Here is a 12,732-nt window from a genome sequence, read left to right on the forward strand (position 1 = left end):
GTCACGCCGTCACGGCTCACTCGGTCGGCGGGTTGCCCGTGGAGACCTTGAGCTGGATCTCCGGCATGTTCTCCGGGTCGACGTCCGTGCCGGCGGTGGGGAACTGGTCCCGGACCGAGCCCTCGCCGTAGGTGTTCTCGTCGACCTCGACGACCTTCATCCGCCAGCCCGCGGCGTTGAAGCACTCCTTGACCGAGCCGATGTACTTGAACGTGAAGTCCGGCACCTTGATCTTGTCGGGGTCGTTGTACGACTCCTCCGGCTCGGTGCACTCGTCCTTCTCGATCGTCTTCGTCTTGTCCGGCCCGCGGTAGCCCGCCGCCTTCGACGGCGACGCGGACACGCTCGCCGTGCCGCCCCCGCCGGCCTCCGGGTCCTCGTCCCCGCCGCCGTTCATCAGCAGCGCGGCGACCAGGGCGCCGACGGCCACGACGGCGACCACGACCGAGCCGATGATCACCGGCTTGTTGTTCCGGCCGCCGCCCGAGGAGCCGGAGCCCTGGGCCGGGGGCGTCAGGTTGTAGGGCGGCGGCGTCGCCGCGCCGCCCTGCTGCTGCCCGTACGGCGACGGAGCCGGCGTCTGGTAGCCGCCGCCCTGCTGCGGGTAGCCGTACGCCGGCGAGTGCGCCGCCGGGGCCGGGGTGCCGTACGGGTTCGGGCCGGGGGGCGGCGTCGGCTGGTACGGCGTCTGGACCGGGCCCGTGGGCGCCGGGGCGCTCTGGTCGACCGGCGGGAAGACCGCGGAGCCGACGCCCGCGCCGTTCGACGTCTGGGCGCCGGGCACGATGCTGGGCGGTGCCGCCTGGAAGGAGGCCGCCACCCGCAGGCACTCGTCACGCATGGCCTCGGCGCTGGGGAAGCGTTCGTTGGGGTTCTTCTTCAGCGCGCGGGCGACCAGCGCGTCCACCGCCGGGGGCAGCGCGCGGTTCACGGAGGACGGGGCGACCGGCTCCTCCTGCACGTGCGCGTACGCGATCGCGAGCGGCGAGTCGGCGTCGAACGGCAGGCGCCCGGTCACCAGTTGGAACAGCATGATGCCGACCGAGTACAGGTCGGAACGGGCATCGACGCCGCGGCCGAGGGCCTGCTCCGGCGAGAGGTACTGCGGGGTGCCGACGACCATGCCGGTCTGCGTCATCGAGGTCACGCCGGACTGCATGGCGCGGGCGATGCCGAAGTCCATCACCTTGACCACGCCGCGCTTGGTCATCATCACGTTGCCCGGCTTGATGTCGCGGTGGACCAGGCCCATCTCGTGGCTGATCTCCAGCGCCGCCAGCACGTCCGCGGTGATCTTCAGCGCCTTGTCGGCGGGCATCGCGCCCTGCTGCCGCACGTCCTCGTCGAGCACGGAGCCCAGCGGCCGGCCCTCGACGTACTCCATGACGATGTACGGCGTCGTCATGCCGTCCAGATCGTCCTCGCCGGTGTCGAAGACCGAGACGATGTTGGTGTGCGTGAGCTTGGCCACGGCCTGGGCCTCGCGGCGGAAGCGCTCGCGGAAGGCCTGCTCGCGCCCCAGCTCGGTGTGCAGCGTCTTGATCGCGACCTGCCGGTCGAGCACCGAGTCGTACGCCAGGTGCACGGAGGCCATGCCGCCCTCGCCGAGCAAGTCGCGCAGCTGGTAACGGCCGCCGGCGAGCGCCCGCCCCGCGTACCGTCCCTGTCCGGCGGCGTCCTGGCTCATGTCTCTGCGTCCCCCATAGACGGCGGGCGCCGGTGGCAGCGGCACGCGCGCTCGTGATCGAAAGTGCTATTCCCGGCCAAGTCTGCCCCAGGGCACTGACACGTCAAGCGCGGTGCCCGTTCCGTGACCGTACGCGAAAGAAGCGTCGCGGAAGCGTTACAGCCGGCGTACCGCCGGTACACGGAATTTGCACGAGAGTACGGAACCAGGGTTTCATGACCGGTCCGTCTCATGTCCGGTCCCGGCGCCCATCTCGGACCGGAGGCCCCCGCGAAGGCTGTAGCGTGGCCGACGGAGACCGTAACAACACCGCGCGTACCGCGGGCAGAAACGACGGCGAGGACTGATGGCACAGCAGCAGCGCGCCCAGGGCCCGTCCGAACCCGAGGCATCTGGCGGCGGTATGTCTGACGCGCCGGAGAACTGGGGCAACGGCGGCCTGGTCGGCGACGGCCGGTACCGGCTGACCCGCAGGCTCGGGCGGGGCGGCATGGCCGAGGTGTTCGCCGCCGAGGACGTCCGCCTCGGGCGCACCGTGGCGGTCAAGCTGCTGCGCGCGGACCTCGCCGAGGACCCGGTCTCCAAGGCCCGCTTTACGCGCGAGGCGCAGTCGGTGGCCGGGCTCAACCACCACGCCATCGTGGCCGTGTACGACTCGGGCGAGGACGTCGTCGGCGGCCAGTCCGTGCCGTACATCGTGATGGAGATCGTCGAGGGGCGCACCATCCGCGACCTCCTCCTCAACGCCGAGGCGCCCGGCCCCGAGCAGGCGCTGATCATCGTCTCCGGGGTCCTGGAGGCGCTGGCCTACTCGCACCAGCACGGCATCGTGCACCGCGACATCAAGCCGGCCAACGTCATCATCACCAACGCCGGCGCGGTGAAGGTGATGGACTTCGGCATCGCCCGCGCCCTGCACGGCGCCCAGTCGACGATGACGCAGACCGGCATGGTCATGGGCACCCCGCAGTACCTCTCCCCCGAGCAGGCCCTCGGCAAGGCCGTCGACCACCGCTCCGACCTGTACGCCACGGGCTGCCTGCTCTACGAACTCCTCGCGCTGCGCCCGCCGTTCACCGGGGAGACCCCGCTGTCGGTGGTCTACCAGCACGTGCAGGACATCCCGACGCCCCCGTCCGAGGTCTCCGACGCCACCCCGCCGGAGCTGGACGGCCTGGTGATGCGCTCGCTGGCCAAGGAGCCCGACGACCGTTTCCAGACCGCCGAGGAGATGCGCGGCCTGGTCCAGTACGCCCTGCAGATGCTGTACGAGCAGGGCGGCCACACCGGCACCTGGAACACCGGCCCGGTCGCCGCGCACGACGGCCGGCACACCCCCTCGGCCGGTCTCGCGGGCACCACGGTGATGCCCCACCCCGCCGACCACGGTGCGTCCGGCACCCAGCAGATCCCCCAGCCGATCCTGCCGCACGGCTACGGCGGGGGCGACGACGGCGGCTTCGAGGGCACCGGCAACAAGGGCAGCGGCCGCGGCAAGCTGTGGATACTGGCCGTCCTCGCGGTGATCGCCATCGCGGCGGGCGTCGCGCTCGCGCTGAACAGCGGCGACGGCGGCAAGGGCGGCACCGAGACGGACAAGAGCCCCTCGGCGACCACCTCCCAGAGCACCGGTGAGGAGTCGCCCAGTTCCTCGCCCAGCGACGAGGCCACGGAGGAGACCACCGACCCGGGCACCGAGCAGGGCTCGGGCGGGGGCGGCACCGGCGACGGGGGCTGGCAGCAGCCGGAATCACCGTCGTGGACGCCTTCGCAGACCGAGACGAACGATCCGACGGGGGAGCCGACCGGCGGGCAGACCGCACCGTCCTCGCCGTCGGGCGAGACCCCGGGCGGCGGCGAGACCCAGCCGGGCGGCGGCGAGACCGAGCCGGGCGGCGGCGAGACGCAGCCGGGTGACGGTGGTGAGACGCAGCCCGGCGGTAACACCGAGGGCGCCGGCGGCTCGGGCGGCGGCGAGTGAGCCGCGACCGGCCCGTCACAGGGGGCCGGTCGCCCCGTCCGTGAAGTGCACCGTGCCGAACTGCGGTTCGACACGCAGATAGGCGGGCTCGAACGGCTCGCCGTCCACCCGGTCCGGCGCCGGGCCGAACCGCGCCAGCTCGGCGGTGCTCGGCTCGTGCGCCTCGCACCGGCCCACGACCTGCACGGTCCACAGGCTCTCGCCGGGCCGCGCGGAGGTCAGGTTGTCCGCCCCGTACGCGACGACGCTCCCGGCGCACACCCGGTGGTACCCCCAGCTCCTGGGCATCCGCAGCAGCACCCGGCCGTCGGCCACGATGTGCCGCGCGTGGGCGAGGAAGGGCAGGGCGCGCAGGGTGGTGGCCGCCCGGCCGTAGGCGGTACGGCCGAGCAGGCCGACGGCGAGCTGTTCGTCGGAGGGCATGGACTCACTGTGCGGGAGCGCGGGGCCAGGGACCAGGGTCGGCCGCCCCGGCAGGAGGGGACGTAAGTCCCGAGTAAGTCCCGGCAAGTGGGAAGCAAGTCCCGGGCAAGCCCGGAGCAACTCCCGGGCAAGTCCCCGGCAGGCCCGGAGCAGCGGCCGGGGGCCCGCCCGTCAGCGGTTCTCGGCCTCCAGCCGGGCCACGAAGGCCGCCGCCTGGGAGCGCCGCTGCATGCCGAGCTTGCCCAGCAGGCTCGACACGTAGTTCTTGATCGTCTTCTCCGCCAGGTGCAGCCGTTCGCCGATCGCGCGGTTGGTCAGTCCCTCGCCGATCAGCTCCAGGATGCGGCGCTCCTGCTCGGTGAGCCGGGCCAGCCGGTCGTCGGGCTTGGCCCCGCCGTCGCGCAGCCGCTCCAGCACGCGCGCGGTGGCCGCCGGATCCAGCAGCGACTTCCCGGCCGCCACCTCCCGTACCGCGCCGAGCAGCTCGGCGCCGCGGATGTCCTTGAGGACGTACCCGGAGGCGCCCGCCATGATCGCGTCGAAGAGGGCCTCGTCGTCGGCGAAGGAGGTCAGCATCAGACAGCGCACGGACTCGTCCCGGGACCGGATGTCGCGGCAGACCTCCACCCCGCTGCCGTCCGGCAGCCGTACGTCCAGTACGGCGACGTCCGGACGGGTGGCCGTGACCCGGGCCTGCGCCTCGGCGGCGGTACCGGCCTCGCCCACCACCTCGATGTCGGCCTCGCCGGCGAGCAGATCGTGCACCCCGCGCCGGACCACCTCGTGGTCGTCGAGGAGGAATACCCGGATTTTTCCGTCTTCGCGCACGCGGTCAGTGTCACACACCGGCTCTTCCCGTGCCCGGGGTGGCCGGGATAACGTGCCGTTGTTCCGGCCCCCTGCAAGGCTGTGACCAGTAAAACTTCCGCCTCTCGCCGATTTACTTGGAAATCCGAGTAAAAACGCAGGTCAGGAGGGGTTTCACAGAAATGTGGAGCACTGGGTAACGTGCTGTTCGCAGGGCGCTCGCCGGGGCACCTGTCACGCCTGTTCCCGATCGGGCCGCACCCACCCTTGTGCGTCCGCCGGGCCGCAGGTGAGCCGCACTGGCTTCCGGCGAACCCGGGGGTCGGACCGACGGAGGAGCACACGTGACCGAGAGCACTGCCGCGCGCAAGCCGCGACGCAGCGCCGGAAGCAAGGCGGCCGGGACCACCGGCACCAAGGCGGCCGGGACCACCGGCACCAAGGCGGCCGGGACCACCGGCACCAAGGCCGGCACCGGCAAGCGCACCACTCGCACCACCAGCACCACCCGTACCGCTGCCAAGAAGGGCTCCGAGCCGGAGCTGGTGCAGCTGCTGACGCCCGAGGGCGAGCGGGTCGAGGACGCCGCTCACGCCGAGTACGCCTCGTACGTCGCCGACATCACCCCCGACGAGCTGCGCGGTCTGTACCGCGACATGGTGCTCACCCGGCGCTTCGACGCCGAGGCCACCGCCCTGCAGCGCCAGGGCGAGCTGGGCCTGTGGGCCTCGCTGCTCGGCCAGGAGGCCGCCCAGATCGGCTCGGGCCGGGCCACCCGCGAGGACGACTACGTCTTCCCGACCTACCGCGAGCACGGCGTCGCCTGGTGCCGCGGGGTGGACCCGACCAACCTGCTCGGCATGTTCCGCGGCGTCAACAACGGCGGCTGGGACCCCAACAGCAACAACTTCCACCTGTACACCATCGTCATCGGCTCGCAGGCCCTGCACGCCACGGGCTACGCGATGGGCGTGGCCAAGGACGGCGCCGACTCGGGCGTGATCGCGTACTTCGGCGACGGCGCCTCCAGCCAGGGCGACGTCAGCGAGGCGTTCAACTTCGCCGCCGTCTACAACGCCCCCGTGGTGTTCTTCTGCCAGAACAACCAGTGGGCGATCTCCGAGTCCAACGAGAAGCAGACCCGGGTGCCGCTCTACCAGCGCGCCCAGGGCTTCGGCTTCCCCGGCGTCCGCGTCGACGGCAACGACGTGCTGGCCTCCCTCGCGGTCACCCGCTGGGCCCTGGACCGCGCCCGGCGCGGCGAGGGACCGGCGCTGATCGAGGCGTACACCTACCGCATGGGCGCCCACACCACCTCGGACGACCCCACCCGCTACCGCCACGACGACGAGCGGGCCGCCTGGGAGGCCAAGGACCCGATCCTGCGCCTTCGCCGCTTCCTGGAGTCCGCAAACCACGCGGACGAGGGATTCTTCGCGGAACTGGAGGCCGAGAGCGAGACGTTGGGCAAACGAGTGCGCGAAGTGGTCCGTGCCATGCCGGACCCGGACCGGTTCGCCATCTTCGAGAACGTGTACGCGGACGGACACGCGCTCGTGGACGAGGAGCGGGCGCAGTTCGCCGCGTACCAGGCATCGTTCGCAGACGCAGAGGGGGTCTGACATGGCAGCGGAGAAGATGGCGCTGGCGAAGGCGATCAACGAGTCGCTGCGCCGCGCGCTGGAGTCGGACCCCAAGGTCCTGATCATGGGCGAGGACGTCGGCAAGCTCGGCGGTGTCTTCCGGGTCACCGACGGACTGCAGAAGGACTTCGGCGAGGACCGGGTCATCGACACCCCGCTGGCCGAGTCCGGCATCGTCGGCACCGCCATCGGCCTGGCCCTGCGCGGGTACCGGCCGGTGGTGGAGATCCAGTTCGACGGCTTCGTCTTCCCGGCCTACGACCAGATCGTCACCCAGCTGGCCAAGATGCACGCCCGCTCGCTCGGCAAGGTCAAGCTGCCGGTCGTCGTCCGCATCCCCTACGGCGGCGGCATCGGCGCGGTCGAGCACCACTCCGAGTCCCCCGAGGCCCTGTTCGCGCACGTGGCGGGCCTGAAGGTGGTCTCTCCGTCGAACGCGGCGGACGCGTACTGGATGATGCAGCAGGCCATCCAGAGCGACGACCCGGTGATCTACTTCGAGCCCAAGCGCCGGTACTGGGACAAGGCCGAGGTCGACAGGGAGGCCATCCCCGGCCCGCTGCACACCGCGCGGGTGGTGCGCGAGGGCACCGACCTCACGCTGGCCGCCTACGGCCCGATGGTGAAGCTGTGCCAGGAGGTCGCCGACGCGGCCGCCGAGGAGGGCCGCTCCCTGGAGGTCCTCGACCTGCGCTCGATCTCGCCGGTCGACTTCGACGGCATTCAGGCGTCGGTGGAGAAGACCCGGCGTCTGGTCGTGGTCCACGAGGCGCCGGTGTTCCTGGGCTCGGGCGCGGAGATCGCGGCCCGGATCACCGAGCGCTGCTTCTACCACCTGGAGGCCCCGGTGCTCAGGGTCGGCGGCTACCACGCGCCGTACCCGCCGGCGCGTCTGGAGGAGGAGTACCTGCCCGACCTGGACCGGGTGCTGGATGCCGTCGACCGCTCGCTGGCGTACTGAGGAGGGGAGCGTGACGACGATGACGGACAGCTCCGTGCGTGAGTTCAAGATGCCCGACGTGGGCGAGGGGCTCACCGAGGCCGAGATCCTCAAGTGGTACGTACAGCCCGGTGACACGGTCACCGACGGGCAGGTGGTGTGCGAGGTCGAGACGGCCAAGGCCGCCGTCGAACTGCCCATCCCCTACGACGGGGTGGTCCGCGAGCTGCACTTCCCCGAGGGCACGACGGTCGACGTGGGTACGTCGATCATCGCGGTGGCCGTCGGCGACGGCGCGGCGGCGGCCGCGGAGCCGGTGCAGGAGGCGGTGGCGGACACCCCGGCCGCCGCCGAGGCGGAGGAGCCCAAGCCCGAGGGCCGCCAGCCGGTCCTGGTCGGCTACGGGGTCTCCACCTCCTCGACCAAGCGCCGCCCCCGCAAGGGCGCCGAGGCCCCGGCCGCCCCGGAGGGCCCGGCGGCCGCGATCCAGGCCGAGCTGAACGGCCACGGACCCGCGGCACCGGCCGCACCGGCGGCCTCCGCCGCGCCGGTCACCGGCGACCGCCCGCTGGCCAAGCCCCCGGTCCGCAAGCTCGCCAAGGACCTCGGCGTCGACCTGGCGACCGTGGTCCCCTCCGGCCCGGACGGCATCATCACCCGCGAGGACGTCCACGCGGCGGTGGCGGCGCCCGAGCCGGCCCAGGCGGCCCCGCGCGCCGAACCCACCGCCCCCGCCCCGTCCGCGCCGGCGGCGCCGACGTCGTACGACACGGCGCGCGAGACCCGCATCCCGGTCAAGGGCGTGCGCAAGGCGACGGCGGCGGCGATGGTCGGCTCGGCGTTCACGGCGCCGCACGTCACCGAGTTCGTGACGGTCGACGTGACGCGCACGATGAAGCTGGTCGAGGAGCTGAAGCAGGACAAGGAGTACACGGGCCTGCGCGTCAACCCGCTGCTCCTGATCGCCAAGGCCCTCCTGGTCGCGATCAAGCGCAACCCGGACATCAACGCGTCCTGGGACGAGGCCGCCCAGGAGATCGTGGTCAAGCACTACGTCAACCTGGGCATCGCCGCCGCCACCCCGCGGGGCCTGATCGTCCCGAACATCAAGGACGCCCACGCCAAGACGCTGCCGCAGCTGGCGGGGTCCCTGGGCGAGCTGGTCTCCACGGCGCGGGAGGGCAAGACCTCCCCGGCCGCCATGCAGGGCGGCACGGTGACCATCACCAACGTCGGCGTCTTCGGCGTCGACACCGGCACGCCGATCCTCAACCCGGGCGAGTCCGCGATCCTCGCGGTCGGCGCGATCAAGCTCCAGCCGTGGGTCCACAAGGGCAAGGTGAAGCCGCGTCAGGTCACCACCCTCGCCCTGAGCTTCGACCACCGCCTGGTCGACGGCGAGCTGGGCTCCAAGGTCCTCGCCGACGTGGCGGCGGTCCTGGAACAGCCGAAGCGGTTGATCAGCTGGGCATGAGAGCCGCGAGCCGGGTAGGTTCATGAGGGAGGGGCGCCGCAAGCTCGAGTTGCGACGCCCCTTCTGCCGTACCGGGCTCAGCCCTGGTGCAGCACGTACACCGGGGCCCCGTCCTCGGCCCCGCCCCGCGAGCGGATGCAGGCGTGGGTGCGCAGCAGCCGCAGGCACTCGTTGACCCGGCGCACGGAGAGCCCCGTACGGGCGGCGATCGACTCCAGCGGCTCCCGCAGCTCACCCTTCTCGACCAGCACCGGTGCGATGACCAGCGCGACCGTCCACACGTCCTCCGTCACGGACAGCCGCTGCCGCCAGTCGGCCAGTACGGACTCCGTGGTCGGTACCGGGGCGAGGTGCCAGCGGGGCGCCCCCTGGTGGAGCACCAGGGTGTCGAACCGGTCCGCGATGCGCTCCAAGGCGTGCACCATGGCCTGCTGCACGGCGAGGGTGGCCTGTTGGGCGGCGAGGGTGGCCTGCTGCGTGGCCAGCATCTCCCGCTGCAGCGCGATCGACGTGCGCTGGCCTTCGGCCAACTCCTCGTCCAGCTTCAGGTTGTGCGCCTCCAGCCGGACGATCGCCTCGGCCACCTGGTCCGGCATGGCGTAGGCGATGGGGGCGCCGGGTTCGGCGGGCTGCACCTCTGCCTCGTCCAGAGAGTACGAACCCTCGCGCTGCACGGTCTCGATGACCTCGGCGACCCACTGCTTGAAGGGGGCGCAGGCCGGTTTGGTGCAGGCGTTGACGAGGAGGATGAGACCTTGCAGAGAGATCAGTTGCAAGTCTCGACGCCACTCCCTACCTGCGGGAACGCTGAGACCGTAACTTCCAGTTACGGTCTCGAGCAATTCTCGGTGCTCGTCGGGAACGTGATCTGCCAGTGCCTTTCGAGAGTTGCTGTGCCCGAGTTCCTTGCACACGTCCACCGCCGGAAACCAGTGGCCTCCGTCCGGCATGGTCAGCCTTCGCACCCGGGCGCCGGTCGCCGCGTAGACGAAGTCGCTGACGTCGATCGCGTTGTCCTGCTTGGCGAAGTTCTTTCGTTCGCTCGGTTCGTTCATGTGAACCACCTCCGTTGCGGAACGTAGGGCGCAGCCAGGGGCATATGCCACTTGGGCCCATGGAAGTTCACGACTGCGAGCGAAGATGATCGAAAGAGCTGCGGCGGCCGTCGAGGGGCGTGTATCAGGGCCCCCGGGGTCGCTGTGTTCAACCCCGGGTCGGGCCCGGGCGGAGGGCGTTGAGGAGGGCCGCGCCGCGTTCGGCGTCGTCGATGCTGATCGCGAAGTCGGTACGGCGGCCGCGGGGGCGGATGACCAGGCACTCGCCGGCGCGCAGCATCACCGTGGTGCCGAGGCCGCTGAGGCGGTAGCCCCAGCCGCCGACCTGGGAGGGTCGGCGGACCTCCATCCGCGCCGTGTCGATGTCGCCGGGCGCCCAGCGGCGGCCGGGCCAGCCGAGGGGGCCGAAGGAGACCTCCAGGCCCCGTTCGGAGACGCGGGCCTGGACGGAGGAGAACACGCCGCAGGCGAGGGACCCGGCCGCACACCCGGCGAACAGCGCCCACAGGCCGCCCGGGTCGGCCAGGCCGCCGACCAGGGCGACGAGCGCGCCCGCGGCCCCCAGGCCGATCGCGGCCGCCAGCGACTGGAGCCAGGGGTTGGCGGTGCGGGAGAACCAGACCAGGCGCCGGCCCTGGGGGATGTCCAGCGCCGGGGCGGCTTTTTCGGGCGTGGTGTCGTCGAGCGGAGTGCCGCGGCGCCGGGTGACGAGCAGCCATCCGGCCACTCCCGCGAGGACGGCCGCGACCAGGATCGCGACGACCCAGGCGGTGGGCTGCCGGGCCTCGTGCCAGTCCGCGCGGTCCAGGTTGGCCCGGATGACCGAGGCCTGGGCGCCGGTGAGGACGATGCCCATGGGGAGCAGCGTCACGGCGGTCCACGGGCGGGCCACCGGACCCGCCCGCATCAGCGGGACGGTGACCGCGGCCGCCGTCACCAGCCAGATCAGCGCGGGGACCAGGGACGCCGCCCACAGGGGCATCGAACCGTCGGGGGCCTCGCCGTTCAGGCCCCAGTGGGTCGCCAGCCGGTCGGGCAGCCGGTCCCGCGCCAGGAGCGGCATCCCCGCCAGCACCGCCGTCACCCCGGCCGTCCAGACCACCGCCGTGGTACGCCGCGCCGTGTCCCTCATGGCATCCCCCTGATCATGTCGACGAGATCGGTCCTGCTGTAGCCCAGCCGAGCCGCCTCGGCGAGCAGCTCCCTGACCCGGATCTGCAGTTCGGAGTGAGGCCGGGCGCCCTCGGCCACCGTCACCCCCCGGCCCCGGCGGAACTCCAGCAGGCCCTCGTCCCGCAGCCCGCGCAGCGCGCGCAGCACGGTGTTGACGTTGACGTCCAGGGCCTCGGAGAGGTCGCGGGCCGAGGGCAGGCGGTCCCCCGGGGCGCACTCCCCCTCGGCGATGGCGCGCCGGACGGCGCCGGCGACCTGTTCGTGCAGGGGCCGGGTGTCGGTCTTGTCCAGACTCAGCAGCATGGTGCTAATGACACTATCACCATCGGTTCCATCCGGGCAGGGAGATCAACCGCGTGCGAGAAGCCGCGTGCGAGAAGCCCGCATGAAAGAAGGGGCCCGTCGCGTCGGCGACGGGCCCCTGGGCGGTGCGGTGTCCGGTGTCGGAGCTACTTCTTGAAGCCGTAGTCCATGAGCTTCTTGGCGTCCGTGGCGCGCTGCGTCGCCGACGAGGACGCCAGTACCGTGCCGATGACGGTCTTTCCCTTCCGGGTCGCGGCGAAGACCAGGCAGTACTTGGCCTCCGGCCCCGAACCGGTCTTCACGCCGATCGCACCGCTGTAACTGCCCAGCAGCGTGTTGGTGTTGGTCCAGGGCGCCATCGTGCGGGTGCCGCCCTTCTTGGTCCGCGTCTTCGCCGTGTACTTCTTCGTCTTGACGATGGTGCGGAAGGTGGAGTTCTTCATCGCGTTGCTCGCGAGTTTCGTGAGGTCGCGCGGCGTGGAGTAGTTCTTGCCGTTGCCGATGCCGTCGAAGGAATCGAAGTGCGTGTTCTTCAGGCCGAGGCTCTTGGCGGTCGAGTTCATCTTGCCGATGAACGACTTCACCCGCGCCGCCCGCGTCTTGCCCGAGCCGAACTTGTCGGCCAGCGCGTACGCGGCGTCGCAGCCGGACGGCAGCATCAGCCCGTACAGCAGCTGGCGGACCGTCACCTGGTCGCCGACGATCAGGCGGGCGGAGGAGGCGTTCTTCGACACGATGTAGTCGCTGTACGCCATCTGGATCGTGACCTTGGCGTCCAGGTTCAGCTTCGGCTGGGAGAGCACGACCTTGGCGGTCATGATCTTCGTCGTGGAGCCGGTGGAGCGCTTGGTGTCGGCGGCCTTGGTGTAGAGCGACCTGCCGGTCGCGTTGTTCATCACGAAGCCGCCCTTGGCGGCGATCGAGGGTGCGGCGGGTGCCCGCACGGCGGCGGCGGATACGGCGCGCTCGGGTGCCGCGGCCTGGGCGGGTGCGGTGGCGAGGGCACCGGTGGTGAGGACGGCGCCGCTGGTCAGGACGACGGCGAGGGTCCGGTGCAGCCGGCCACCCGAAATGGTGTTCATTGAGTCGATTACCCCGATTGTGGTGAATTCCCCTGGGATGCGGCCGAGTTGTGGTCGGTGCAGCGGTGGCCGCGTCAGTGCGACACGCGAAGGGGGTGAATGGTTGCACGGCGGGGTGGAGTGGATTGGGCGTTCCCTCTGAAGGGTGATTGGGGGGAAGGGTG

11 protein-coding genes are annotated in these 12,732 nt (G+C 71.6%); 4 read left to right on the forward strand and 7 right to left on the reverse strand.

Annotated features, from left to right (window positions below):
* Positions 1 to 16: 16 nt before the first annotated feature.
* Positions 17 to 1,687: a Stk1 family PASTA domain-containing Ser/Thr kinase gene (locus K7854_RS04595; protein ID WP_226025042.1), complete on the reverse strand. Its 1,671-nt coding sequence runs from the start codon at positions 1,685 to 1,687 to the stop codon at positions 17 to 19.
* A 346-nt stretch (positions 1,688 to 2,033) separates the two neighbouring features.
* Here K7854_RS04595 and K7854_RS04600 point away from each other — a divergent pair, with 346 nt between their 5' ends.
* The gene (locus K7854_RS04600; protein ID WP_226025043.1) at positions 2,034 to 3,668 is read left to right on the forward strand and encodes a protein kinase domain-containing protein; all 1,635 of its coding nucleotides are present in this window, start codon (positions 2,034 to 2,036) and stop codon (positions 3,666 to 3,668) included.
* A gap of 15 nt (positions 3,669 to 3,683) precedes the next feature.
* On the opposite strand, the gene K7854_RS04605 is transcribed toward K7854_RS04600, so the two are convergent.
* The gene (locus tag K7854_RS04605) at positions 3,684 to 4,091 is read right to left on the reverse strand and encodes a pyridoxamine 5'-phosphate oxidase family protein (RefSeq protein ID WP_226025044.1); all 408 of its coding nucleotides are present in this window, start codon (positions 4,089 to 4,091) and stop codon (positions 3,684 to 3,686) included.
* Between the two features lie 171 nt (positions 4,092 to 4,262).
* Positions 4,263 to 4,919 (reverse strand): response regulator, encoded by a 657-nt coding sequence (locus K7854_RS04610; RefSeq protein ID WP_226025045.1) that lies wholly within the window; start codon positions 4,917 to 4,919, stop codon positions 4,263 to 4,265.
* A 323-nt stretch (positions 4,920 to 5,242) separates the two neighbouring features.
* Here K7854_RS04610 and pdhA point away from each other — a divergent pair, with 323 nt between their 5' ends.
* The 3 genes from pdhA to K7854_RS04625 are packed head-to-tail and all read left to right on the forward strand — an operon-like array spanning position 5,243 to position 8,955.
* Positions 5,243 to 6,520 carry a pyruvate dehydrogenase (acetyl-transferring) E1 component subunit alpha gene (pdhA, locus tag K7854_RS04615; protein ID WP_226025046.1) on the forward strand — a complete coding sequence of 426 codons (1,278 nt, stop codon included), beginning with the start codon at positions 5,243 to 5,245 and terminating at the stop codon, positions 6,518 to 6,520.
* A 1-nt stretch (position 6,521) separates the two neighbouring features.
* Positions 6,522 to 7,502 (forward strand): alpha-ketoacid dehydrogenase subunit beta, encoded by a 981-nt coding sequence (locus K7854_RS04620; protein WP_372480996.1) that lies wholly within the window; start codon positions 6,522 to 6,524, stop codon positions 7,500 to 7,502.
* 10 nt (positions 7,503 to 7,512) lie between these two features.
* Complete coding sequence (locus K7854_RS04625; protein WP_226025047.1) at positions 7,513 to 8,955, forward strand: dihydrolipoamide acetyltransferase family protein; 1,443 nt, start codon at positions 7,513 to 7,515, stop codon at positions 8,953 to 8,955.
* Between the two features lie 77 nt (positions 8,956 to 9,032).
* Here the strand turns inward: K7854_RS04625 and K7854_RS04630 are convergent, their stop codons facing one another.
* The 4 genes from K7854_RS04630 to K7854_RS04645 all read right to left on the reverse strand — a co-directional run bounded on the left by K7854_RS04630 (position 9,033) and on the right by K7854_RS04645 (position 12,568).
* On the reverse strand, positions 9,033 to 10,010 hold the full coding sequence (locus K7854_RS04630; protein ID WP_226025048.1) for a BRO-N domain-containing protein: 978 nt from the start codon (positions 10,008 to 10,010) through the stop codon (positions 9,033 to 9,035).
* Positions 10,011 to 10,158: 148 nt separating this feature from the next.
* The gene (locus K7854_RS04635; protein WP_226025049.1) at positions 10,159 to 11,142 is read right to left on the reverse strand and encodes a DUF1648 domain-containing protein; all 984 of its coding nucleotides are present in this window, start codon (positions 11,140 to 11,142) and stop codon (positions 10,159 to 10,161) included.
* Positions 11,139 to 11,486 carry a GntR family transcriptional regulator gene (locus K7854_RS04640; protein ID WP_115743000.1) on the reverse strand — a complete coding sequence of 116 codons (348 nt, stop codon included), beginning with the start codon at positions 11,484 to 11,486 and terminating at the stop codon, positions 11,139 to 11,141. Before K7854_RS04640 ends, K7854_RS04635 begins: the two co-directional genes overlap by 4 nt.
* Positions 11,487 to 11,632: 146 nt before the next feature.
* Positions 11,633 to 12,568 (reverse strand): D-alanyl-D-alanine carboxypeptidase family protein, encoded by a 936-nt coding sequence (locus K7854_RS04645; protein WP_226025050.1) that lies wholly within the window; start codon positions 12,566 to 12,568, stop codon positions 11,633 to 11,635.
* Positions 12,569 to 12,732 lie beyond the last annotated feature (164 nt).

Source organism: Streptomyces hyderabadensis (assembly GCF_020404845.1).
In the GTDB taxonomy this organism is placed as follows: domain Bacteria; phylum Actinomycetota; class Actinomycetes; order Streptomycetales; family Streptomycetaceae; genus Streptomyces; species Streptomyces hyderabadensis.

Bases quoted from the DNA above. Each gene is read 5' to 3' on its own strand.
- K7854_RS04595 (WP_226025042.1), bottom strand. From the start codon at position 1,687: ATGAGCCAGGACGCCGCCGGACAGGGACGGTACGCGGGGCGGGCGCTC.
- K7854_RS04600 (WP_226025043.1), top strand. From the start codon at position 2,034: ATGGCACAGCAGCAGCGCGCCCAGGGCCCGTCCGAACCCGAGGCATCT.
- K7854_RS04605 (WP_226025044.1), bottom strand. From the start codon at position 4,091: ATGCCCTCCGACGAACAGCTCGCCGTCGGCCTGCTCGGCCGTACCGCC.
- K7854_RS04620 (WP_372480996.1), top strand. From the start codon at position 6,522: ATGGCAGCGGAGAAGATGGCGCTGGCGAAGGCGATCAACGAGTCGCTG.
- K7854_RS04630 (WP_226025048.1), bottom strand. From the start codon at position 10,010: ATGAACGAACCGAGCGAACGAAAGAACTTCGCCAAGCAGGACAACGCG.
- K7854_RS04635 (WP_226025049.1), bottom strand. From the start codon at position 11,142: ATGAGGGACACGGCGCGGCGTACCACGGCGGTGGTCTGGACGGCCGGG.
- K7854_RS04640 (WP_115743000.1), bottom strand. From the start codon at position 11,486: ATGCTGCTGAGTCTGGACAAGACCGACACCCGGCCCCTGCACGAACAG.
- K7854_RS04645 (WP_226025050.1), bottom strand. From the start codon at position 12,568: ATGAACACCATTTCGGGTGGCCGGCTGCACCGGACCCTCGCCGTCGTC.